The 24011-nt window shown below is 61.3% G+C and carries 21 protein-coding genes; 5 read left to right on the top strand and 16 right to left on the bottom strand.

Annotated features, from left to right (window positions below; all coding sequences use genetic code 11):
- Positions 1–343: 343 nt before the first annotated feature.
- The 5 genes from M0H32_RS17650 to M0H32_RS17630 all read right to left on the bottom strand — a co-directional run bounded on the left by M0H32_RS17650 (position 344) and on the right by M0H32_RS17630 (position 6271).
- The gene (locus tag M0H32_RS17650; RefSeq protein WP_248156331.1) at positions 344–1573 is read right to left on the bottom strand and encodes a M24 family metallopeptidase; all 1230 of its coding nucleotides are present in this window, start codon (positions 1571–1573) and stop codon (positions 344–346) included.
- 211 nt (positions 1574–1784) lie between these two features.
- A complete protein-coding gene (locus M0H32_RS17645; RefSeq protein ID WP_248156329.1) occupies positions 1785–2639 on the bottom strand; it encodes an ABC transporter permease in 855 nt (284 codons plus the stop codon).
- A 9-nt stretch (positions 2640–2648) separates the two neighbouring features.
- A complete protein-coding gene (locus M0H32_RS17640) occupies positions 2649–3917 on the bottom strand; it encodes an ABC transporter permease (protein WP_248156327.1) in 1269 nt (422 codons plus the stop codon).
- Positions 3918–3993: 76 nt separating this feature from the next.
- A complete protein-coding gene (locus tag M0H32_RS17635; RefSeq protein WP_248156324.1) occupies positions 3994–5094 on the bottom strand; it encodes an extracellular solute-binding protein in 1101 nt (366 codons plus the stop codon).
- An 82-nt stretch (positions 5095–5176) separates the two neighbouring features.
- A complete protein-coding gene (locus M0H32_RS17630; protein WP_248156322.1) occupies positions 5177–6271 on the bottom strand; it encodes an ABC transporter ATP-binding protein in 1095 nt (364 codons plus the stop codon).
- Positions 6272–6815: 544 nt separating this feature from the next.
- On the opposite strand from M0H32_RS17630, the gene M0H32_RS17625 reads away from it, so the two are divergent.
- From M0H32_RS17625 to M0H32_RS17615, 3 genes are all read left to right on the top strand, one after another.
- Positions 6816–7697, top strand: a complete 882-nt coding sequence (locus M0H32_RS17625; protein ID WP_248156320.1) for a substrate-binding domain-containing protein — start codon at positions 6816–6818, stop codon at positions 7695–7697.
- Positions 7698–7720: 23 nt separating this feature from the next.
- Positions 7721–8185 carry a tRNA (N6-threonylcarbamoyladenosine(37)-N6)-methyltransferase TrmO gene (gene tsaA / locus M0H32_RS17620; protein ID WP_248156317.1) on the top strand — a complete coding sequence of 155 codons (465 nt, stop codon included), beginning with the start codon at positions 7721–7723 and terminating at the stop codon, positions 8183–8185.
- Between the two features lie 113 nt (positions 8186–8298).
- Positions 8299–10413: a 3-hydroxyacyl-CoA dehydrogenase NAD-binding domain-containing protein gene (locus M0H32_RS17615; protein WP_248156315.1), complete on the top strand. Its 2115-nt coding sequence runs from the start codon at positions 8299–8301 to the stop codon at positions 10411–10413.
- A gap of 211 nt (positions 10414–10624) precedes the next feature.
- Here M0H32_RS17615 and M0H32_RS17610 read toward each other — a convergent pair whose 3' ends face one another.
- The 6 genes from M0H32_RS17610 to M0H32_RS17585 form a co-directional block, all read right to left on the bottom strand.
- Entirely contained in the window at positions 10625–11656 is a 1032-nt protein-coding gene (locus tag M0H32_RS17610; protein ID WP_248156312.1) for a phosphotransferase family protein, read from the bottom strand.
- Between the two features lie 226 nt (positions 11657–11882).
- Positions 11883–13118: an acyl-CoA dehydrogenase family protein gene (locus M0H32_RS17605; RefSeq protein WP_248156310.1), complete on the bottom strand. Its 1236-nt coding sequence runs from the start codon at positions 13116–13118 to the stop codon at positions 11883–11885.
- Between the two features lie 9 nt (positions 13119–13127).
- Entirely contained in the window at positions 13128–14114 is a 987-nt protein-coding gene (locus tag M0H32_RS17600) for an NAD(P)H-dependent flavin oxidoreductase (protein WP_248156308.1), read from the bottom strand.
- Positions 14114–14605, bottom strand: a complete 492-nt coding sequence (locus M0H32_RS17595) for a MaoC family dehydratase (RefSeq protein ID WP_248156306.1) — start codon at positions 14603–14605, stop codon at positions 14114–14116. Before M0H32_RS17595 ends, M0H32_RS17600 begins: the two co-directional genes overlap by 1 nt.
- Entirely contained in the window at positions 14606–15424 is an 819-nt protein-coding gene (locus tag M0H32_RS17590; protein WP_248156304.1) for an SDR family NAD(P)-dependent oxidoreductase, read from the bottom strand. It abuts the gene before it with no gap.
- Positions 15421–17043, bottom strand: coding sequence for a long-chain fatty acid--CoA ligase (locus M0H32_RS17585; RefSeq protein ID WP_248156302.1), 1623 nt, complete (start codon positions 17041–17043; stop codon positions 15421–15423). The genes M0H32_RS17590 and M0H32_RS17585 overlap by 4 nt, the downstream gene beginning before the upstream one ends.
- Positions 17044–17213: 170 nt before the next feature.
- On the opposite strand from M0H32_RS17585, the gene M0H32_RS17580 reads away from it, so the two are divergent.
- Together M0H32_RS17580 and M0H32_RS17575 are read left to right on the top strand one after the other, a co-directional pair.
- A complete protein-coding gene (locus M0H32_RS17580; RefSeq protein ID WP_248156300.1) occupies positions 17214–18161 on the top strand; it encodes a glycosyltransferase family 2 protein in 948 nt (315 codons plus the stop codon).
- Positions 18151–19221, top strand: coding sequence for a glycosyltransferase (locus M0H32_RS17575; RefSeq protein WP_248156298.1), 1071 nt, complete (start codon positions 18151–18153; stop codon positions 19219–19221). The genes M0H32_RS17580 and M0H32_RS17575 overlap by 11 nt, the downstream gene beginning before the upstream one ends.
- Positions 19222–19240: 19 nt before the next feature.
- On the opposite strand, the gene M0H32_RS17570 is transcribed toward M0H32_RS17575, so the two are convergent.
- The 5 genes from M0H32_RS17570 to M0H32_RS17550 form a co-directional block, all read right to left on the bottom strand.
- Positions 19241–19894, bottom strand: coding sequence for an FkbM family methyltransferase (locus M0H32_RS17570; RefSeq protein WP_248156296.1), 654 nt, complete (start codon positions 19892–19894; stop codon positions 19241–19243).
- Positions 19895–20031: 137 nt separating this feature from the next.
- The gene (locus M0H32_RS17565; RefSeq protein ID WP_248156294.1) at positions 20032–20871 is read right to left on the bottom strand and encodes a capsular polysaccharide synthesis protein; all 840 of its coding nucleotides are present in this window, start codon (positions 20869–20871) and stop codon (positions 20032–20034) included.
- A gap of 28 nt (positions 20872–20899) precedes the next feature.
- Positions 20900–21883 carry a hypothetical protein gene (locus M0H32_RS17560; protein WP_248156292.1) on the bottom strand — a complete coding sequence of 328 codons (984 nt, stop codon included), beginning with the start codon at positions 21881–21883 and terminating at the stop codon, positions 20900–20902.
- Complete coding sequence (locus tag M0H32_RS17555; RefSeq protein WP_248156290.1) at positions 21880–23013, bottom strand: glycosyltransferase family 2 protein; 1134 nt, start codon at positions 23011–23013, stop codon at positions 21880–21882. The genes M0H32_RS17560 and M0H32_RS17555 overlap by 4 nt, the downstream gene beginning before the upstream one ends.
- Before the next feature lie 23 nt (positions 23014–23036).
- A complete protein-coding gene (locus M0H32_RS17550; protein ID WP_248156288.1) occupies positions 23037–23777 on the bottom strand; it encodes a sulfotransferase family 2 domain-containing protein in 741 nt (246 codons plus the stop codon).
- Positions 23778–24011 lie beyond the last annotated feature (234 nt).

Raw genomic sequence — 24011 nt, 5'->3', positions numbered from 1 at the left:
GAAGTCTCTTTTGTTTCAGCAGGATGACATTTTCACCCGGCGCGCCGTGTTGGATGCTCCAGAGGTTTTATTTTTCAATTCTGATTGTTTCTGGGACCGCGGGGTTTTTCGAGCTTGCCAATCACGGTGCCGTCTAGGTCAGTTCAGGGAAAAAGACTGCCAATCGGGTCGAAAATCGCAGCAATCTCGGGGGCTTACAGATCCACAGGCCAAACAGGCGAACGACGCCACCGTCTCCATGAGAGTCACGTCTTCGAACCTGCGGGGAAGAGATCAGTCCCGAAAAGACTGACAGGACGGCCTTTTCAGGCCGGCCGGTCGCGTTGCAATAAATTTCGCCGTCTTATCGCTTCGGAATGATGTTGTGTTCCGGGCCGAAGGGGAATCCGGTGATGTTGTCGGCGCCGGTTTCCGTCACGATCAGGATGTCGTGCTCGCGGTAGCCGCCGGCCCCCGCCTCTCCTTGCGGGATCATGATCATCGGCTCCATTGACACCACCATGCCCGGCTCCAGGACTGTCTCGACATCCTCGCGCAGTTCGACCGAGGCTTCGCGGCCGTAATAATGGCTGAGCACCCCGAAGGAATGACCGTAACCGAAGCTGCGGTATTTCAGGAGATCGTGGCTGCGGTAGATGTCATTGAGCTCCGTTGCGATGTCGCAGCAACGCGCGCCCGGCTTGATCAGCTTCAGGCCCTCCCGGTGGACAAGGCAGTTGATTTCCCAGAGCCGCAGGTGCTCGTCCGAGGCGTGTTCGCAGAAGAGCGTGCGTTCCAGTGCGGTGTAATAGCCGAAGATCATCGGAAAGCAGTTGAGGCTCAGGATATCGCCGGCCTCGACCTTCTTGTTGGTCACCGGATTGTGTGCCCCGTCCGTGTTGATGCCGGACTGGAACCAGGTCCAGGTGTCCATCAGCTCCACGAAGGGGAAAGACTTGGCGATCTCGCGGATCATGGCGTTGGTCGAGGCGATCGCCACTTCGTGTTCCGGAACGCCGGCCTGAACCGCCTCCACCAGCGCCGCGCCGCCGACGTCGCAGACACGGGCACCTTCCCGGATCAGGACATGCTCTTCCGCGCTCTTGATCGTGCGCTGTGCCATTGCATCGGCCGCGATATCGACCAGCTCAACCCCCGGAAGCGCATCTTCCAGCTGCTTTTTCAGATCCAGTGAGACGTGGTCGAACTCGATGCCAACGCGCTTGATGGCGGGGTTCGGCAGTCCGAGCAGCGACTGAATCGCATGGAAATAATTGTCCCGGCGCCAGTCGGTGTAGATGACCGTATCGCCATGGGTGCGGCGCCAGGGCTGGCCGCCGTCAATGCCGGCCGCGATGGTGGTTGCCTTGTCCTGGGTCACCAGGAAGCCGTATTTGCGGCCGAAGTAGCAATAGAGGAAGCCGGAGTAGTAGCAGATGTTGTGATAGGAGGTGAACAGCGCCGCGTCGACGCCGCGGTCCGCCATCAGCTTGCGCAGCTTTTTCTGCCGGTTGTTCATTTCACCCGGCGAGAAAGGCGAAAAGGCTTTCTCGCCGTTGTTCATTTCATAGATGCGGATCATGTCGTTGCTCATGGGAGGCTCCTTTCGATTTCGATCCTCAAGTGTCTTTTCATTTCCGGGTCCCAAACAGAAAACGGGCCGGCTTCTGGAAAGAAGCCGGCCCGCCAGGCCCAATATCTGATTGTCTTGCTACCGGGAGATCCTGATCTCCACCCGGCGACTGGCGTTCCGCCACCGGTTCATGATGAAAGCAGCTGTGGCCGGTCGCCCGGCCCGTGCCGGATCAGCCCGGCGACAAACCTCTCAGTCGTTCCGACCGCCGGCGCAGCAGCTCCAGGACCGTCAGGAGGCAGATCGAGATCGCCACCATCAGCGAAGCCACCGCCAGAATGGTCGGTGAAATCTGTTCGCGCAGGCCGGTGAACATCTGCCACGGCAATGTCTTCTGACCCGCAGAGCCCAGAAATAGCACCACCACGACCTCGTCGAAAGACGTGATAAAGGCGAACAATGCTCCGGATACGACGCCCGGCACGATCAGAGGCATCTGCACCTTGAAGAAGGTGGTCACCGGGTTGGCACCGAGATTGGCGGCAGCCCGCACCAGCGACCGGTCGAAGCCGACCAGGGTCGCCGTCACCGTGATGATGACGAAAGGCGTGCCAAGGGCGGCATGGGCCAGAACGACGCCCCAATAGGTGCCCTGCAGACCGATGCGGGAATAGAAGAAATACATGCCCGCGGCGGAAATGATCAGCGGCACGATCATCGGCGAGATCAGCACCGCCATGATCGCCGGCTTGTACGGCACGTGGGACTGGGACAGGCCGATGGCCGCCAGCGTGCCGAAGCTGGTCGCCAAGACGGTCGCGACCGGCGCGATCATCACGGAATTGGTCAGCGCCTGCTGCCAGTCCGGGTTGGTGAAGAAGTCTTGATAGTGCTTGAAGGAATAGCCGGCCGGGTCGAGGGCCAGCATTTCCTTGGTGAAGGTGAAGAAGTCCTGTGCGTTGAAGCTGAGCGGCAGGATTACCAGGATCGGAAAGATCAGGAAAAAGAAGATCAGTCCGCAGATGATCCGGAAGGAATAGTACCAGGTCCGCTGCAAGGGGGACGCATATGGGGGAAGTGCGCTCATATCGTCCTCCTATCCGAGCTTCACGTTGTCGATGCCGACAATCTTGTCATAGACCACGAACAGCACCATCACGGCGACCAGAAGCAGGGTTCCGAGCGCAGCCGCGAGGCCCCAGTTGAGCGACGACGAGATGTGATAGGCAATCCGGTTGGAGATGAAGATGCCCGATGTGCCGCCGACCAGCTCCGGAGTGATGTAGTAGCCGATCGACAGGATGAAGACGAGCACCGCGCCCGCGCCGATTCCCGGCACGGATTGCGGAAAATAGACCCGCCAGAAGGAGATCCAGTCATTGGCGCCAAGGCTCTTGGCCGCACGGACGTAAGTCGGCGAAATGGTCTTCATCACCGAATAGAGCGGCAGGATCATGAACGGCAGCAGAATATGCGTCATGGCGATGATCGTGCCGGTCTGGTTGTTGATCATCACAAGGCGTCCTGCCTCACTGATAAGACCCGTCCAGACAAGGAAGTCGTTGATCACCCCCTGTTGCTGCAACAGCACCTTCCAGGCGGAAGTCCGCACCAGCAGCGATGTCCAGAAGGGCAGCAGCACCAGGATCATCAGAAGGTTCGACGTGCGCAGCGGCAGAGCGGCCAACAGGAATGCGATCGGATAACCGAGCAGCAGACAGGAAATCGTGATCACGATTGACAGAAACAGGGTCCGGCCGAACAGGAACATGTAGATCCGTTCGTCTTCGGGTTTCATCTCGACGCCGTCGGCTGTCAGTTGGGCATCGAAAGAATTCAAGAAATAGCCAGACGTGATCCGCGGAGAATACCGCTTGAGCACCTGCCAGGTCTCGACTGTGCCCCAGTCCTTGTCCGCGTCGAGGAACTGTTCCTTGAAAGGTCCGGCCTCGTCCATGCGCTTGATGCGCCGGCCGGTCTTGCGGAACAGGCTGGAAATGCCGCTTTCCTCGTAGTTGAGGCGCGAGCCGAGACGGGTGTGGGTCTTTTCGTCGACCGCGATCACCATATCCTCGTAAAGCGCGGCAAAGACCGTCTCATCCGGCGCTTCACCCGAGGTGGAATCCCAGGCTTCCAGAGCGACAACGGTCTTGGGAAGCGTGTCGGCGACAATTCCGTTCTCCACCGAACGGAACAGCATGTCCGCGATCGGGGCGACGAAGGTGATCAGCACGAAAATCAGTAGGGGCGCGATCAGCATGAGGGCGCGCAGTTTTTCCCGGCGCAGCGCCTTGGCAAGGGAAGCCTTCAGCGGCTTGCCGTCGGCCGTCGTCAATAACTGACCGTCTTGGGTGGTGTCGCTCATTAAGCAATCTTCCGCAAATCTTGGAGAAGGACCGGGAGGGGCGTGCCCCACCCGGTCCGAAGCATGCCTTTACGGCTTACTGTGCGAGCCACGCCTGGAATTTGGCGTCGATGTCGTCACGGTAATCCGCCCACCACTCATAGTTATAGAGGAAGGTGTTCTTGGCGTTTTCCGGATCCGTCGGCATGTGCGGAGCCATGTCGATGCCGAGGGAGGCGTGCTTGCCGACCAGCGGAGCGGACGACTTGCGGGCCGGGCCGTAGGAAATGTATTTCGCCTGATCCGCCAGACGCTGTGTGTCGGTGGCGTATTTGACGAATTTCTTCACTTCGGCGAGGCGGTCTTCCGGAAGACCGGCCGGGATGATCCAGCCGTCAAGGTCGAACACCTGGGCGTCCCAGAGCATCTTCACCGGCTGCTTCTGCTCTTCGATCAGAGCGAACAGGCGACCGTTATAGGTGGACCCGATCACGACTTCGCTGTCGGCGAGAAGCTGCGGGGTTTCCGCACCGGCCGACCACCAGACAACGTTGTCCTTGATGGTGTCGAGCTTGGCAAACGCACGGTCCTGGCCTTCTTCGGTTTCCAGAACGTCATAGACCTCTTCTTTTGCGACGCCGTCACACAGAAGAGCCCATTCCATGTTGTTGATCGGGCGTTTTTCCAGCGAGCGCTTGCCCGGGAAAGCTTCCAGATCGAACACGTCACAGATGTCGTCCGGCTCCTTGCCGCCCCAGTCGGCAACGTCGGAACGGTAGCCGAAGGTGGTGGAGTAGACGATCTGCGGAATGAAGCACTCGGAGACCAGAAGGTCACCGAAATCTTCGGAAGCCGGGGTGCCGTCCGGCGCAGCGGCCAGGTCGGTGTCCGGATCGATTTCCAAGGCCAGGCCTTCGTCGCACAGGCGGATGGCGTCAGACGCAACCACGTCGACGAGGTCCCAGGTGATGTTGCCGGCTTCGTTCATGGCGCGCAGCTTGGCCACGGCTTCAGCGGAGGACTCGTCCCAAATCACTGTGATGTCCGGGTTGTCGGCCGTATACGGATCAGCGTAAGCAGCCTTCTGGGACGCCTGGTAGGCGCCGCCCCAGGAGACAAGCGTCAGGTCTGTGGCAAGTGCCGAGCTGCCGGCGAAGGCCAGAGCGGTACCTGCAAGGATTACAGTCTTGAGCTTCATTTGAGTTAGCTCCCTCTTTTAGGATTGAACGGATTGCTTCCGTCGTTATCGCTGGCGGCCGCGAACCAGCCGCCGCGCGAATTCAGCCAGCCGCGTCGAGCGCTTTGCAGTCGTTCAGCGCCCAGCCCACACGGACTGTTTCGCCGACATCCAGCTTGCGCTTCTCTCCGCGGTTGCGAACCTTGATGATGAACTCGTCATTGCCGGCGACATTCATGCGAACGCGAATGTGGTCGCCGAGATAGATGAGTTCCTCAATCCGGCCATTGACCAGATTGTCCATGTCGTCAGTCGTGTCGAACTCGACCCGCTCCGGCCGCAGCGACAGGGTTGTCCTGTCACCGACGGCGTTGACGTTGACCTTGTCGGCCTTCAGCTTGGTGCCGTCATCCAGTTCAACGAGGCATTCCTCACCCTGGATGTCGACCACCTTGCCGTCCAGCTTGTTGTTCTCGCCGATGAACTGGGCAACGAAGGAATTCTGCGGGTCCTCGTAGAGATCGTCCGGCGTCGACAGCTGCTGGATGACGCCGTCATTGAAGACGGCCACCCGGTCCGACATGGTCAGAGCCTCGGTCTGGTCGTGGGTGACATAGACCACTGTCACGCCCAGATTCTCGTGAATGTGCTTGATTTCATACTGCATCTGCTCGCGCAGCTGCTTGTCGAGCGCGCCGAGCGGCTCATCCATCAGAACCAGTTCCGGATCGAACACCAGGGCGCGGGCGACCGCGACACGCTGCTGCTGACCGCCGGACAATTGTGCCGGACGGCGGTTGCCGAAGGCACCCAGCTCGACCATTTCCAGTGCACGCTTGACCTTGGCTTCCTGATCCGCCTTGCCGACATTGCGGACCTGCAGCGGAAACGCCAGGTTTTCCGCGACAGTCATGTGCGGGAACAGCGCGTAGTTCTGGAATACCATGCCGATGCCGCGCTTGTGCGGCGGCACGTTGTTGATCGGACGATCGTTGAGATAGATCTCGCCGTGCGTGGCCGGTTCGAAACCCGCCAGCATCATCAGGCAGGTTGTCTTTCCGGATCCGGACGGCCCGAGCATGGTCAGGAATTCGCCCGGCGGGATATCGAGGTTGAGGTTCTTTACGACCAGGCTTTCGCCGTCATAGCTCTTTTGAACGCTGTCATACTTAACAGCAGCGCCCCGTGTATTCGCCATATTGTCCCCAAGTCTGGTTCATTATTATTGAGCACACACCCGTAAACCGCTCGGGAAGCTTTCGCCTCGCCGAGCAGCCGGCCAGCGCGGTTGCGCATAGAAAAACAAAATTGCTTCATCATGGAAAGGGGGCAATGCAAAAAAATGTATATTTTTTAGTCAGCTACCGGCTGAATATTTTGCAACGCGATATAGGCGGGAATTTTTTACTCAACACGAACACCCCAGGGAAAAGATTATCTTCCCCGGGGCGCGGTAGTTTTCGTGCACAGTGTCGTTGGCTTTAAACCTGTCTCAAATAGAATGATCCCTGTTTACTGACCGCTACTGCGCAAGTGCGTCACGAAATGGTGTCGTTGCGTCACCGGTAATTCGGGCAGCCTTTTCCGGACCGCAGCAGTCCTCCGCAAAAAAGTTCCGCTTCCGGCGCTTGGTCGCGATGATCTTGTGCAGCCCCCGCAACCTCCGCTAAGTTCCTGACCAAAGATGGAATCCGGGTCTGCGGGCGTGACTCGCCGGATTCCAAAGAGAGACGATTGCCAACATGTTGAAACACCCGGACGCCGGCCAGCCGCAATTTCTGACCACAAAGGAAGTCGCCGACCTGCTCAGGGTCAAGGAGCGCAAGGTCTACGACCTGGCGGCCGCCGACGAGATCCCGCACCGGCGTATCACCGGAAAACTGCTGTTTCCCGCTCAGGAGCTGAAAGCCTGGATCGAAGGTACGGACGGCGTTTCCGGTACCGAGCGTCCTAATGTGCTCGCCGGATCGCACGACCCGCTGCTCGACTGGGCAATCCACGCCTCCGGTTGCGGGCTGGCAACGCTTTGCAACGGCAGCGCGGACGGCCTGCACCAGTTCGAGACCGGGGCCGCGGCCCTGGCCGGTCTGCACCTGCCCGAGGAAACCGGCTGGAACATCGGCACCGTCAACCAAAACGGACTGCGGAACGCCGTACTGATCGCCTTTGCGACGCGCAAGCGCGGCTTGCTGATCTCGCAAGAAGCCTCGGCAAGCATCCGGTCCGTGGCCGATCTCAAAGGCAAACGGATCGCCTTGCGCCAGTCCGGTGCGGGCACCGCCCTTCTGTTTGCCCGCCTGCTCGAGGAGGCCGGCCTCAGCGAAGCCGATCTGGCCTGCGCCAAGAGCCCGGCCCATACCGAAAACGATGCCGCCGCCGCGGTCGCCGGCGGCGAGGCCGACGCCGCGCTCGGGCTGGAGACCATGGCCAAACCCTTCCGGCTGACCTTTCTGCCGCTGGTCGAGGAACAGTTCGACCTGCTGGTGGACCGCAAGGCCTATTTCACCGAACCGCTTCAACGGCTATTTGCCTTCATGCGCAGCCAGGACTTTGCCGACAAGGCGGCAGCCCTTGGCGGCTATGACCTTAACCATCACGGCGCCGTCCGCTGGCTGTCGCCCTGAGGTACTGATTTGGAACAAACGATATGACCGATATCCGACCGCATGAGATCAGGGTTCCGGTGCCGAACCCGGACGATGCCCGTCTCTATTTCATCGGCCGGATCCACACGCCGTGGACAGACCGCAAGGACTGCCCGCGCCAGGGCAAGCCGGACGGCCCGGAGTGCCGTGTCGAAATCTTCGAGCCCTGGGTGCCGGCACTCAAAGGCATCGAGGATTACGAGCGGATCGAACTGCTTTACTGGCTGGACCGGGCACGGCGCGACCTGGTGGTTCAAAACCCGGGCCACAGCGACAGCACCTTCGGCACCTTCGCCCTGCGCTCGCCGGTCCGGCCAAATCCGATCGGCACCTCGCTGGTAACGCTTGTTGCGGTCGACGGTCCGATCCTCACCGTGCGCGGCCTCGACTGCCTGGACGGCACAGCTCTCGTAGATGTGAAACCGGATCGCTGCGCGTTCACGCCCAAAGCGCCGCCAAAACCCTGATCGCCAATCCTGAACATCGCCGGTTGGCCTTTTCGGACAGCTTGACAAGCCTTCCTTAGAATTGACAATCCGGCCACGAATCCGCTCATCCGAAGCGGCCCTGGGAGGACTTCATGCCATCTGACACCCTTGCCGGCGCCAACGCCGTCAATGACGTTGTTTCCATTGAAATCATCGGCAAGATCGGCCTGATTGCGCTGGACAATCCGCCGGTCAACGCTGCTTCCCATGCCGTGCGCTCCGGCCTGTGGCAGGCCGTCGAAACCTTGCAGCAGCGCGTGGATGTCGAGGTGATCGCGCTTTACGGAAAGGGCCGCACCTTCATCGCCGGCGCCGATATCCGCGAATTCGGCAAGCCGCCGCAGGATCCGTGGCTGCCGGAGCTGTGCAATTTCATCGAAGACAGCGAAAAGCCGATTGTCTGCGTCCTGCACGGCACCACGCTCGGCGGAGGGCTGGAAGTCGCCCTGTCCTGCCACGCACGCGTCGCGCTCAAGGGCACCAAGGTCGGTCTGCCGGAAGTCACGCTCGGCATTCTGCCCGGCGCCGGCGGCACCCAGCGGGCGCCCCGGCTTGCCGGCGTTGCCTTCGCGCTTGAGATGATCACGTCCGGCAAACCGGTCTCGACGCAGGATGCGCTGGAGAACGGCCTGATCGACCGCATAGCCGAAGGCGATCCGCGTGAAGTCGCCCTCAGCGCCGCGGAGGATCTGGTGTCCGGAACCCTGCCCCGCCGCAAGACCGGGGAAATCGAAGCCGCACCGGACCAAGCCGCCCTCGAAGCGATGCGCGCCAAGCTCGCCAAAACGCAGGCGCAACTGTTCTCGCCGCATAAATGCGTCGACGCGGTCGCTGCCTGCCATCTGCCTATCAAGGAGGGCATGGCGGAGGAGCGCCGGCTCTACAACGCCTGCATGGACAGCCCCCAGCGCGCCGGCCTGATCCATGCGTTTTTCTCCGAACGGGCGGTTGCCAAGGTTCCCGAGGCCTCGGCCGAACCGCGCGATATTCAGGCCATCGGCGTCATCGGCGGCGGCACCATGGGATCGGGTATCGCCACGGCGGCGCTGCTGGCCGGTCTGCCCGTCACCCTGACCGAACGCGATCAAGCCGGCCTCGACCGGGGCACGGACACGATTGCCAAAAACCTCGACGGGGCCGTCAAGCGCGGCAAGCTGAGCACGGACGGGCGCGAGGAAATTCTGTCCTCGAAACTGAGCACGTCCACGGATCTTACCGCCCTCAGCGACGTTGATCTGGTGATTGAGGCCGTGTTCGAGGAAATGAGCGTCAAGCGCGAGATTTTCGGAACCCTGGACAAGGTCTGCAAACAGGGCGCGGTGCTGGCCTCCAACACCTCCTATCTCGACATCAACGACATCGCCGCCACCACCTCCCGGCCAGCGGACGTGATCGGCCTGCATTTCTTTTCGCCCGCCCATGTGATGCGCCTTCTGGAAGTGGTGGTTGCCGACAAGACCGCCCCGGAAGTGGTCGCAACCGGCTTCGCGCTTGCCAAGAAGCTCAAGAAGATCGCGGTGCGTTCCGGCGTCTGCGACGGCTTCATCGGCAACCGCATCATGACCTTCTACAAGAAGGCCGCCGACTACATGATGATGGACGGCGCCTCGCCGGAAGAGATCGACACGGCCATGCGCGGTTTCGGCTTTGCCATGGGCCCTTACCAGGTCGCCGATCTCGCCGGCCTCGATATCAGCTGGGCCGCCAACAAGCGGCGCGCGGCAACCCGCCCGGCCGAGGAGCGCTATATCCCGATCGCCGACCGGATCTGCGAAAACGGCTGGTTCGGCCGCAAGACCGGTCAAGGTTTTTATATCTATGACGACGAGGGCCCCAGGCCCAATCCAGACGCGCTCGCGATCATCGACGCTGAGCGGGAGAAGGCCGGCGTGCGCCCGCGCAGCTTCACCCCGGAAGAGATCGTCAGCCGTTTCATGACCGCGATGATCGCCGAAGGCACCCGTGTCCTGGAAGAAGGCATCGCGCTCCGGCCGATCGACATCGACGCGGTCTTCCTGAATGGTTACGGCTTCCCCCGTTTCCGCGGTGGGCCGATGCACACGGCGGACGTCATCGGAGCGGCGGACCTGGTGCGGCGCATCGAGGACTACGCCAAGGAAGACGGCTATTACTGGAAGGTGCCGGAGCTGCTGCGGAAGATGGCCGCGAGCGGGGAAACGTTTGCGGAGATGAATGCGCGGGGATAACCCTTCGCCTTATGTTTCCGGCACCTCACTCCCGGCTTGTCATCCCGGTTTGGCGCAGCCAAGACCGGGACCCAATACGCCGCAGCGTCCGGGGTTTTTTCCCAAGCTTGCGTTTACCGGGTCCCGGGTCTTCGCTTTGCTCCGCCCGAGATGACAACGGTTAGGTTTTTCGGTTTTTTATACCTACAACTGTAACATCAATGGTTCCCGACTAAACCGACTTCGCCGCTTCCAGCCCCCCGGCGGCATACTCCGGCACGCTTGCCCCCAGCCTCAGGCCCAGATCCGGATTGGAGGCATTGCCGTCCAGCGCGCGTTTTTTCACGCCCTGCAGGATCGCTCCCATGCGGAAGAAGGCAAATGCGAGGTAGAAGCCGAACTCCGCGATGCCCGGGAGCCCCATGCGGGCACAGTAGGCGTCGAGGAAGACCTGGTCGTCCGGAATGCCGAGTGTCTTGCGGTCAACTCCGGCAAGCCCGCGGCCCTCGGTGCCCGGCGGCCGCTGCCACTGCATGATCAGCGCGGCGAGATCGGCGAAAGGATGACCGATGGTGGAGAGTTCCCAGTCGAGCACAGCAACACAGGCCGGACTTTCTTCGGCAAAGAGCAGATTGTCGATGCGGTAGTCGCCGTGAACCAAAGTGCGCCGGCCGTCGTCTTGCGGAACGTTTTGATCGAGCCAGTCGATCAGCTCGTCCATTGCCGGAATGGTGCCGGTTTCGCTGGCCCGGTACTGTTTGGTCCAGCGGTCGATCTGGCGACGATAGTAGTTTCCGGAGGGTCCAAAGTCGGCAAGGCCACGCGCCTCAAGGTCAATGCCGTGAATGGCGGCGAGCACCCGGTTCATCTCGTCATAGAGGCCGCGCCGTGTCACCGCATCGACGTCCGGCACACGTGGGTCGTCGAAATTGCGGCCCCGGACCAGGTCCATGATGTAGAAGGCCGAGCCGATGACGCTGTCGTCCTCGCAGAGCACATGCATCTTCGCGACGGGAACATCGGAACCAGCCAGCGCCTTTTGCACCCGAAATTCCCGGTCGACAGCATGGGCTGATTTCAGAAGCACGCCAGGCGGCTTGCGGCGCAGGACATAGTCGCCCGAGGCGGCTTTCAGCCGGAAGGTCGGGTTGGACTGGCCGCGGTTGAATTTTTCGGCAATGAGCGGCCCTTTGAAGCCCGGCAGGTTTTGCTCCAGCCAGGAGGTGAGGGAGGAAAGATCGAGGTCTTGTCCGGAGGCGGTCATGGGTGGCGGCCTCCGGCCACGACGTTACCCTGCTCAGTGCCTCTCCTCCCCCCTCCGTCATCCTGAGGAAGCGCGCAGCGCTGTCTCGAAGGATCGGCGGCAAATTCCAGGACAAGCGGCAGATCCTTCGAGACGCCGCTATCGCGGCTCCTCAGGATGACGATGTTGAGTGAGGCGAGGCTGCAGGTGGGCGGTGCAGGTCCAGAAGAAGAAGGAGCAACCACCATCACAGCTTCCCGTTGGAATACTTCCGAAGCTCCGTGCGGGCGACCTGGCGGCGGTGGACCGCGTCCGGGCCGTCGGCGAAGCGAAGCGTGCGCAGATGGGTCCACATGGCGGCGAGTGGAAAGTCCTGGCTGATGCCGGCGGCGCCATGAACCTGCATGGCCTCGTCGACCACCTTCAGCGCCGTCAGCGGCGCGACCACCTTGATCTGGCTGATCCAGGGCTGGGCGGCGCGCGTGCCCTGCGTGTCCATGACCCAGGCGGCCTTCAGGCACAGCAGGCGGGCCATTTCGATCTCCATGCGCGCATTGGCGATGATGTCGTAATTGGCGCCGAGATCCATCAGCTTCTTGCCGAAGGCCTCCCGCGACATGGCCCGCTGGCACAACATCTCCAGCGCCTTTTCCGCCTGGCCAATGGCACGCATGCAGTGATGGATGCGGCCCGGGCCGAGCCGACCCTGGGCGACTTCGAAACCACGGCCCTCGCCGAGCACCAGATCTTCCTGCGGCACGCGGACATTGGTGAAGCGGATATGCATATGGCCGTGCGGCGCATCATCGGCGCCAAAGACATGCATCGGCCTCAGAACCTCGATGCCGGGCGCGTCGGCCGGTACCAGGAACATGGAATGGCGGCTGTGCTTGTGCGCCTCCGGGTCCGTCGCAGCCATGACGATATAAAGCGCACAGCGCGGATCGCCGGCGCCTGTCGCCCACCATTTGTCACCGTCGAGCACCCAGCTTTCGCCATCCTTCCTCCCGGTAAGCGCAATATTGGTAGCGTCTGAGGAAGCCACGTCCGGCTCGGTCATCAGATAGGCGGAACGGATGTCACCGTTCAGCAGCGGTTTCAGCCAGCGGTCCTTGTGGGCCTCGGTGCCGTAGCGCTCCAGCACCTCCATGTTGCCGGTGTCCGGCGCGTTGCAATTGAAGACTTCCGCGGCAATGCCGACTTTGCCCATTTCCTCGGCGAGATAGGCGTATTCGACGGTCGAAAGCCCGAAGCCCTTGTCGCTGTCCGTCAGCCAAAAATTCCAGAGACCGCGCTCCTTGGCTTTGGCCTTGAGGCTGTCGAGGATCTCCCGCTGCCGGTCGGTCATCTGGAAACGGTCGCCGGACGGGTGCTTGCCGACTTCCTCATGATATTCCTGATCGAGCGGCGCGATCTCGGTCTCGACCATCCGGCGGACCTGATCGATCAGCGGCGCAACCTTGTCGGATATTCCAAGATCCATCAGATCCCCCTAGCAGATTTCGTCGCGCAGGCGCTGGCACGCGGCGCGGTATTCGGTTTCGAGGCGGTCGACCACTGCGGCGGCAGGGCCAACGGATTTGATCGCGCCAATGCCCTGCCCAGCACCCCAGATCTCGCGCCATGCTTTCGGCTTCGGGCTGTCGTCGGGCATCACGCTGACCTCCCAGCTGTCCGGCAGATTGTCCGGGTCGAGGCCGACGTTCCGGATTGAGCCCTTGAGATAGTTCGCCGGATGGCCGGTGAAGAGCGAGGATGTGAGCACGTCCTCGGCGCCGGCCACCACCATCATCTCCTTGTAGGTCTTGTCCGCGTTGGCCTCGTCGGTCGCCACGAAGGGCGAGCCGACATAGCCGAAATCGGCACCGAGCACCCGGGCCGCCAAGAGCGCCTCGCCGGTGGAAACGGCGCCACCCAGCAGCAGCGGGCCGTCAAACCATTCCCGGATCTCGCGCACTAGGGCAAAGGGCGATTGCGGGCCGCCATGGCCGCCGGCGCCCGCCGCGACCGCGATCAGCCCGTCGGCGCCTTTTTCGACCGCCTTTCGGGCATAGGTGTTGTTGATGACGTCATGGAGCGCAATGCCGCCGCAGGCGTGCGCCGCCTCGTTGACATCGACCCGCGCACCCATTGAAGTGATCCAGATGGGCACCTTCCAGCGGGCGCAAATCTCGATATCGCGTTCCAGGCGCTCGTTGGAGCGGTGCACGATCTGGTTGACCGCAAAGGGCGCGGCCGGAGTGTCCGGATGGGCCTGATTGTGTTTGTCGAGTGCCTCGGTGATCTCTCGCAGCCAGACTTCCAGCATCACCGGACCGTCCGGTTCGTCGCGGGCATTCAGCGCCGGAAAGCTGCCGATGATGCCCGCCTTGCACTGGGCAATGACCAGATCGGGACAGGAGACGATGAACAGCGGTGCGGCCACGGCCGGCAGTCTCAGGCCTTGCAGCGCCTTCGGCAGGGATCGTGCCTTCAGCATCAGCTCTTGTCCTCTTTTTTCAGGTAAAACCGGTTCAGCCAGTCGGCTGCGAGCGCGGGCCGCCTTTCGCCCTCAATTTCGACGGTCGAGGCCCAGGTGATGTCGAGCTCGGTCGGTTTCGGCTGGCTCAGCGCGGCCAGTTTGAACCGGCCGCGCAGCCGGGTGCCTGCCTTGACCGGCGCAAGAAAGCGCACCTTGTCGAAGCCGTAATTGATGCCCATTTCCGCTCCCGTGATCTTCGGCTGAGCCTCCAGCGCCATTGCCGACAGCAGCGACAGGGTCAGGAACCCGTGGGCAATCGTGCCGCCGAAGGGCGTATCGGCGGCCCGCTCAGGGTCGACATGGATGTACTGGTGATCGCCGGTGACGTCGGCAAAGGCGTCGATCTTCGCCTGATCAATCCGGACCCAGGACGAAACGCCAACTTCCGCGCCGATCCGCGCTTTCAACGCGTCGACGGAGAGCGGTGCGGACGAAACCTCAACCGACACTCAATAGGCCTCCTGGAAGAGATCCGGACCGGTTTCGACATTGATGCCGCCGCTGATTGGCAGGATTGCGCCGGTAACGTAAGCCCCGCCATAGCCGCAGAGATACTGCATGGCGGCGGCAATGTCGCCGGGCCGGCCGACCCGGCCGAGCGGCACCTGGGCGCCGACCTTGGACCGCACGTCCTCGTCCGCAGTGGCAAAGGCGGTCATGTTGCTCACGAACGGTCCGGGCGCCAGGGCATTTACCGTGATGCGTTTTGCCGCCAGTTCCTTGGCAAGGATCCGGGTCAGGTGATGCACCGCGGCCTTGGAGGCGGCGTAGCTGTAGGCCCGGTCGCCATGGGCGGTTTCGCCCATCACGGAGCCAACATTGACCACACGCGCCGGATCATCGTCGCTGGCCGCCGCTTCCAGACGCGGCAGCAGAGCCTGGGTCAGTTGAAACAGGCCCGTGACATTGACCCGCATCACCCGCTCCCAGGCATGATACGGGAACTCCCCGAGCGGCATGCCCCAGCTGGTGCCGGCATTGTTCATGAGAATGGCCAGACTGTCCGTGCGCTGGCCAACCTCCTCCGCCAGAGACGCAATGCCTTCTTCCGTCGAAACATCCCCGGCAAAGCCCTCCGCCTTACCGGAATATCCAAGTTCGTTGAGGTCGGCGGCGGCCGCCTTACAGGCGTCTTCCTTGCGGCTGGCGACCAGGACGCGCGCGCCCGCCGCGATCAGGCCTTCGGCGGCCATGCGGCCGACCCCGGTCGCACCACCGGTCACGAGAGCGGTCTTGCCGGCCAGGCCGAACAGGGTTTCGGGCGTCATTCGGCACCTTCCGCGAAATTTTTTCTCAAGGTCAGTTTGGAGACCTTACCGGTCGCTGTCATTGGCAGTTCGTCGACATAGACAACGTCATCCGGGACCTGCCACTTGGCGACCCGTTCCGCCAGAAGACCGAGGATCTCCTCCTTTTGCGGCTGGGCATCTTCGCGGGCCTGCACGATCAGGAGCGGGCGCTCGTCCCACTTGTCGTCCGGTACGGCGATCACCGCGCAATTGGCAACGCCCGGATGGGACATGACGATGTTTTCCAGATCGAGCGAACTGATCCATTCGCCGCCCGACTTGATCAGGTCCTTGGACCGGTCGGTGATGGTCAGGAAGCCATCCGCACTGATCTTGGCAATGTCGCCGGTGCAGAACCAGCCCTCGGCGTCAAAGACCGGTTTGGACGCTTCCGGGTCCTCGAAATAGCCCGAGGTGATCGTGTTGCCGCGTACATACAAATGGCCCGGCGTCCTGCCGTCCTGAGGCAACCTTTTGCCTTCATCATCGACAATCTTCATCTCGACGCCGAAGACCCGGCGCCCCTGGCTCTGCTTGCGGTCGATGCGTTTTTCGAAAGGAAGATCCGCCATGTCCGGCGGCAGGTTGCACTGGGTGCCGAGCGGGCTCATTTCCGTCATGCCCCAGGCATGGCAGACATTCACACCTTCCTTCTCGAACCCCTCGATCAGCGAGCGCGAGGCCGCGGAGCCGCCGACGACGATATCGCCGAAGCCCTCGGGCAGGCGGCCACGCTGCTTGATCTCGTTCATCAGGCCGATCCAGACCGTGGGCACACCCCAGGCTGAGAAGACCTTTTCCCGGTCCATCAGGTCGAACAGGCTCTTGCCGTCCAGTGCCCCGCCCGGAAAGATCAGGCTCGATCCGGAGAGCGGCGCGCCATAGGGCAGGCCCCAGGCGTTGACGTGAAACAGCGGCACGACGGGCAGGATGCGCGAGCCTTCAAACAGCACCTTGGGGATGGTCACGCACATTGAGAAGGCATGCAGCACCGTGGAACGGTGCGAATAGATCGTGCCTTTGGGATTTCCGGTAGTGCCGGAAGTGTAACAGAGCCCGGCGGCCTGATCTTCGGGCAGGTCCGGCCAGTCGATCTCTGCGGCCTGGCCGTCCAGAATTTCCTCGTAGCAGAGAACGTCCTCCAGGGACGTTTCGGGCATATGCGTCCGGTCGGTCATGATGACCACCTGAAGATCGTCCGGGAAATGCGGCCGCAGCTTCTCGATAATCGGCACGAAGGTCAGATCGACGAACAGGACCCGGTCCTGCGCGTGATTGACGATATAGATCATCTGTTCGGCGGACAGGCGCGGGTTGATCGTGTGGCAGACGGCGCCGATGCCGGAGATGGCATAATAAAGCTCGAAATGCCGGTAGCCGTTCCAGGCAAGGGTGGCAACCCGGTCGCCCTCGTTGATGCCGAGACCCTTCAGCCCATGGGCCAGCTGGGCGATGCGTCCGGCGGTTTCCTTGTAGGTTGTCCGGTGAATGTCGCCTTCCGTGCGCACGGAAACGATTTCGCTAGAGGGATAGGTGTCGCGCGCAAATGTGATGAGGTCCGCTATTTTCAGCGGACGGTGCATCATCATTCCCTTCATGTGCTTCCTCCCAGAACACGCCCGCTTTTGCGGAATTTTTAGTGTCTGATGTAGAGCCTAGCGCGGGCCTCCGGGAGTGGAAAGGTCAATTTCCCTGAAACTCTTTGACAGCGGCCCGCTCATGCGCCAAACCCTGCCCCCAAGCCGAATGGAAGGAATGAGTTTCCCGCATGACCCAGAAACTGGTCATTGCCGTTTGCACCGCGCAGCGGCCGAAAATGCTGCAGGCCTGCCTGGAAAGCCTCGACAATCTGATCGAACCCGAGAACACGGAGATGTCGATCGTCGTTGTGGAAAACGATCCGGAGCCGCATTTCACCGGAGCGGCCGCCGCTGAAGTGAAGGACCGCCTGTCCGTGCCGGTCTTTTTCCATCATGAAAAGCGCAAGGGCATTCCCTTTGCCCGCAACACGGCGCTCGAAGCGGCCCTCGAACACAATCCGGACTGGGTCGCGCTGATCGACGACGACGAGAGGGCGGAGCCGGACTGGATCGAAAAGCTCCTGAAGGCCTGCCATGAGCACAAGGCCGAAGTCGGCAACGGCCCGGTGCGCCGGATCTACGAAACACCTGCGCCGCACTGGTGGAAATCCCAACTCCTGAAACCGCGCCCGACCGGTACGGTCATCACGGAAGCGCCGACCAACAATGTGATCCTGAGCGGGCGTATTGTCGCCAAGGACGGCCTTGGCCTGCGCTTCGACGAGCGGCTGACCTTCGGCAGCGAGGACATCGACTTCTTCCGCCGCACCCACGCCGCCGGCGCCAAGATGATCTGGGTCGATGACGCCATTGTCGAAGAGGACATCCCAGCGTCCCGCGTGACCACCGGCCGCCTGCTCTCGCGCATGCACATGGCCGCCACGTCCGGCGCCTTCAATATTGTCCTGCGCGAGGGCCGCGCGAAGGCAGCACTGCATTTCATCCCGAAAAGCCTGCGGCGCATGGTCTTCGGTGCGCTTGCGACGTTGGTCGGCTTCGTGCTCAAGCCCTTCGCCAGGAAGCGCGGCGAAAAGCTCTATTACTACGGCCTGATCCGGCTGATGAAGGGCTCGGGCAATCTGCGCGGCCTGATGGGGCGGGCGCATAACTATTACGACGTGATCGATGGCCACTGACCAGCCCATGCAGCTGAGAAAACTCGCCCATATCCATCTCGGGGTCGATGGCGGCGCGGAGAAGTTCTTCGTGCGACTGGCGGGCGCGCTTGCGCGCAAGGGCGTCGAGCAGATCGCGTTCATCCGCCCGGACCGGCCCTGGCGTGACGAATTGGCGAAACACTGCGATGTCCGGGAAATGAAATTCAGCCGGTCGCACATCAAGCGGCACCTCATCCGCTGGACGATTGCCCGCCAGATTTCAGCCTTTGGCGCCACTGCAACCCTCGGCTGGATGAGCCCGGCCAGCAAATGGCTGCCAAAGCCGAGACCCGGCATGCGCACCTTCCTGCGCCTTGGCGACTGGCCGGACGGTTTTCACACCTACGGCAACGTTCAGGACCTGATCGGTAACACGCCGGAGATCATCCGCCAGGCGATCGAGATGGGCTGGCCGGAAAGCCGCGCGCATGTGATCAGCAACTTTGTCGATCCGCTGCCCGCGAATATCGCCCCGGTCAAGCGCGCTGATTTCAACACGCCCGAGGACGCCACCATACTGATCCACCTGGGCCGGTTCGTCGGACGCAAGCGTTTCGATCTCGTCGTCAAGGCGATCGCCGGATTACCGGAATCCGTTCACGCCTGGCTGATCGGCGACGGCGAGCTCCTGGAAGAAACCAAGGCTCTGGCGGTGTCCCTTGGCGTTACCGACCGCGTGCATTTTCTCGGCTGGCAGCGCGATCCCTCGCCGTTCCTGAAATCGGCCGACATTCTGCTGTGCCCGACCGACGAGGAACCGCTCGGCAACATTGTTCTGGAAGGCTGGAACGCCGGACTGCCCGTGGTGGCAACCGCCTCGCCCGGCCCCAGCTGGCTGATCGATGACGGCATCAACGGGCTGCTCTCCCGCTGCGGCGACGTCAATGCGCTGACCGCGTCGATCCGCCGTGTGCTCAGCTCTGAAGTGCTCCGGCAGGCGCTGGTCCAGGGCGGGGACGCCAAACTGGCGGCGCAGTATTCGGAAGTCGGTGTTGTAAAGGCCTATGACCGGCTGCTCACCAGCCCCCGGCACGCCTGACAGCCACGCAAGCCGTTGGTCAAGGCCAGTCGAAACGGAACCTGTCTTCCAGGCCCAGCTTCCGGATTTTTTCAAGCGTGGCGTCGCGCTCGGCCTCGAGCCCCTCGACAACGAAGCAGTGATCCTCGACATAGACCATGCCAACCCGTGCCATGACACCGCTGTCGATGAGATCATTGACCACGCGGTATTCTAGCCCCTCGATGTCGATCTTTATCAGCTTGACATCATCTTCGAGACCTTCGATGAAACCCGGCAGGCTGAAGGTTTCGACCTCGAAACTGTTCTGATAGGTCACATCCCGTTTGGCTTCTGCGAGGGTGGAGCCTTCGGTTGGCCGGTCCGAGCCCGACGGATCGAAGTAAAGGGTCGCTGTCCCGTCCCTATCGGACACCGCCTTTTGCATGGCAACGATGTTCGGGTAGGCGGCGACCCGTTCCTTCAGCACCTTGAAGGTTTCCGGATTGGGTTCGAAGGCGTAGACCGTTTTGGCACGTTTCGCGAACATCCTGCTGATCTTGCCGACATGGGCGCCGAGATCGATGACGACGTTGTTGGAACCTACGGAGTTGACTACCTTATGAAGGTATTTTTCTTCCCCGGTCATCAAGATGTAGGGCAACTGGATGCCCCGCTTTTTGAAGATTTTTCGAAGCTTCTTCTTGATACCCATATCATCCTCGGGTTGTCGTCCTGCGCCCCGGCTACGGCACGTGCGGACTTGGCCAGTACCTACACGCATCGCCCAAAGTTTTCCAGCATCACGATGACGGAGCAAATAAACCGACAGCCAGGTCTGGCCGGAGATTTTCAGAAGGCAGCCGCCGACGCATTTCTGCTGCTTGACCATGCCGCTTCCTGAAGCATCGCCGCCTCGTCGCCCCAGATCTCGCGGATGGATGTCCTGATATCGTCCACCTTGAAGCCGCGCTTGTAGCAGAGCTTGTGGAGCGGGATGGCCTGGATGAGATCCCTGTCGTTTTGGCTGAGTTCGCCCGAAAGTAGGGTTCTTTGCAGCCGGTGAAACGGAACCGCGCTGAGTTTCGGGGCCGTTTTCCAGGCCTTGCGAAACCGGCCGGATGTCAGCCAGGAATACTCGAACATATAGTGGTGCCAGAAATAGGCCCGCGGCGGCTTTTTGCGGCCCCGCCAGAACGCCAGCGAATTGTCCAGCCAGATCCTCGGAATGTCGGCCTCCTGCTTGGACGCCAGGAACCAGTTCGAGATCACCCGGTCACGGCCGGGCCGGTGCAGGGCAAAAAAACCGGTCTGGGCGAAGATCATTGGCAGCCAATCGTCGAGCGGCCGGGTGCACAGACAGGTCGCGTCGGCCCAGACGCCGCCTTCGGTCAGCATCAGCTTGGTTCTGAGCAAATCCGCGTAATGGGCGATCGCCATGTCTGACGGAAATTCTGACCTCGGCAGGATCGCGTTGGCGGCGCTCTGGTCCAGCACCACAAGTTCCCAATCGGGGTTGAGCACTTGCCAGCTTTTCACGCAGAACCGGCAGTTCTCCGGGGCGGTATCCAGACCCGTGTTCCAGAAAACAAAGATTTTCCGCGGCAGTTTTTCATAGTCGATCGGGGTGACGTCACCCTGCAGCCAGTTGCCGATGCGGGTCTTTTTTATCTTGCCGTAGACTTTCTGCATCTCACCCTCAAGGACACCGCCGCCGGGTTCAGCGAGCGTCGCCACCGTTCCCGCAAATCATGACGTTGTTCAACCGGCCTATGGCCTCCATATCAGCCATGTAGAGATCTGTCAGGCGCTGGAGAGCATCGACAGGAAAAACATCTTCCAGACGGATTTTCTGGCCGGCCCCTTCCTGGAGGATCGAATCCACCTGCGGTTTCTTTGGCTTCCTGCCAGCCCTTCGCAGTCGCTGGATCTCAGCGAGCGCTTCGTAAGTGGCGGAGGCGTTGACGACGCTTTCTCCGGTCTCCTTGCAGACCGCCGCGTAATCAAGTCCTGTCAGCCGGGTGAATTCCTGTTCGATCCGGATCCCGCCATAAGGCCAGATCTCTATGTCGGTCTCCGGGAACACCCTGGCCATGATCTCAACGATGTCCTTCCAGCCACGCAGACGGCCCGCTGCCCAGGCGGACAGGTTGTCGAGCCCGATGCCACGGCCGAAATAGGCTTCGCGCATGATCTCGTAGGAAAGCAGGAAGTCCGGGTAAGAGCGCACCGCCAGAAAAACCCGCTTCAGATTCGCACCCGTCAACGTGCGGATCGCCAGTAGGTTTCGCTCGGCGTCCGGATAGAGAAGGCCCGGTCTTTCCGGAAAAAAGGCCTGTCCGAGTATGTTCTCCTCCGACAACACCAGGACCGGAGCACGCGGGGAAACCAGATCCACATACTCTTGGAATATCCCGTTCAACTGCCGCCGGTAAAAGGGCTTCAAAAACCAGGGTTTCCGGTTCAAGCGCGCATGGATCTTGATGTAGTCGCGGATACCATCACGATGATTGGGCATGTCCCGCTGGCCGGCAATTTGCGGCATGACGACATCCAGCCCCTTGGCCTCCGGGGCATCGCGGGTCGCCAGCAGATATTTCTGCAAGGTCGACGTTCCGGTGCGGTGGATGCCGACATGCACAAAGATCTCGCTGTAGTGGTCAGACAGGCTGTTGGACTTCTTTTCCAGGCCAGCAGGGGTCAATTGCGGGCCTCCCCTGCGGGAACACCACTGCGCAATCGACGCAAGGCTTCGCTTTCGCGCAACAGCCCGCACCGGGTCAGGGCCTCCGGGCCGGTAAACCGGACACTTCCGGTATAATGCAGCCCTTCTGCCATGAGCCCGGCCATCTGGGCTTCGTAGTCGCGGTAGTGGCCGGCATTGTCCGTGTGCTGCTGGCGGGTCAGTGCCTCGGCGACCTTGCTCTGAAAATCATCGAGATATTTGAAGTGCAGCAGTGCGCCCCAGTCGGGCGCAACCGCGATCGCCCTGTCGATGCCGTGCACGCCGCCGGAGAAACGATTGCCGCGCTGCCACTTCAACAACGGGATCTTGCTCTGCACGGCCGCCGGGCTCGGCAGCGCGTTTTTCACGAATTTGAACAACAAGTGGTCGAGTTTGCGTCCGGCTTTTGTTTCCGGCGTTCTGGCGTGCAACGAAAACACAGAGGACAACAGCAACCGGTCCAGGGCCGATTTCGGCCGTTTTGCCTCCTGGTGAAACAGCCGTTCGCGCGTTCCGCCGAAGACATGCCGGGCCGGTGTCTTGTACCGCTTGCCGTGGCTGCCCTTCAAAGGGTTATACCGGTAACCGGAACCGTCAAACCAGGGCGACGTCTTGAAAAAGCTGTCGCCGGGTTTGTAGGACAGATCCTTCAAGGGCCCTTGCGGATACATGTCCACCATCGGTGTGAACAGTGCCCGGTAGCCGCCGGCATCGAGATAGCCGGTAAGCGCACCGACCGAAAGATCCGGCCAGCCCGGATAGACGAACAGCTCGTCGACATCGGGGAATATGACCCAGCGGTCCACAAGGTAGCGGTCGCAAATCAGCTGCCGCCAGACCGATTTATAGTCCTTGTAGGGTTTTTCCGTCCGGATCACGCTGATATCCGGCTGACCGGAAAGCAACTCATCCGTGCCGTCGTTCGAGTTGTTGTCGACCACGATGAAATGGCCGATCCCCAAGGATCGGTAATGTTCCAGGAAATACGGAAAGCGCAGAGCCTCGTTATAGGCCAGGATCACGGCGACAACACCGTCCCGCGGCACGGACAGTTCGGTGGCGGAACCCGTGCCGAATGCGTCCATCAACTGGTCGTCGATCGATGTCACTGCTGTGCCGCCCTTACTCGCGATCAGTCATTTTCATAAAAGACGTTCCTGGTCGCTGGTGTATCGAAGTCAAAACCGAACAGATCGATATCCTCCGCGTACCAGTCGGCAACGATCTGAATGGTGCGATCAGTGTAGACGTCCCGGTAATGCGCTCGCGAAGAGGTGCTGGCATTGCGCTGCTTCAACTCGCTCTTGAAATCGAGATAGGTCTGCATTTCCGCGCTGAGCCGTTCCTGGCGCAGGATGTCGGCGGCGATATTACCCGCCTCGTCGATGACATAGTCCTTCTGGGGATACCAGCCGGACACCGCCCGGTGCCAGAAATAGGGTTCGCCCGCCCATTTGTGGCGCTCCTCCAGAAAGGCGTCGAACTCGGCTTCCGAAAAGTCGGGCCGGGTTCCGGAATGGGCACGCGTCTGCAGCGCGAACTTAAAACGCGACACCGTGCGCGACCAGGGGTTCCGGACAATTGCAAAGGCTTGCGTCGCCGCGCGCACGGACAGATCGACATCCCGCAGCCGGGCGTGCTCATAGCCCGGATTGCGCCCCATGCCGCCCATGTGGTCTTTCAGACCGTTCGCATAGGCCTTGCTTTTCAGTCGGCGCCTGTTGGCAATCACCAACCTGCCCTGCAGCTGCGGCGCTTCGCGAATGGCCATGCCGCCATTCTTGGGAATGTGAATGAACAGGTGCTTCTTCGGAGTCAGACCCAGCTGCGCCGGCGCAAACTTGAAGAAATTCCCGAACTGATACGCGTCCATGCTTCCTGCCTGACCAGGCTATTCCTGTCTGCCGGCCAAACTGTTGGCCTCGATCCGTGGTGCCATATCCGAAACCGCATGGACTGTCCAATCCGGCCACAGAACTCCCTACGAAAGATCTGGCCGGGAAACCGCTCCAGTCGTTGACGGCTGGTGAAACTCTGGTCTAAGTAAATTTACACGTTTCTCGCAGAGGAAGTTGAATCCGCAGTTACCTTGCAACCAGAAGGCGAA

This window comes from Roseibium sediminicola (assembly GCF_023156505.1).
In the GTDB taxonomy this organism is placed as follows: Bacteria; Pseudomonadota; Alphaproteobacteria; order Rhizobiales; family Stappiaceae; genus Roseibium; species Roseibium sediminicola.
The sequence above is the reverse complement of the archived record's forward strand: the minus strand, read 5'-3'. Positions and strand labels throughout refer to the sequence as shown.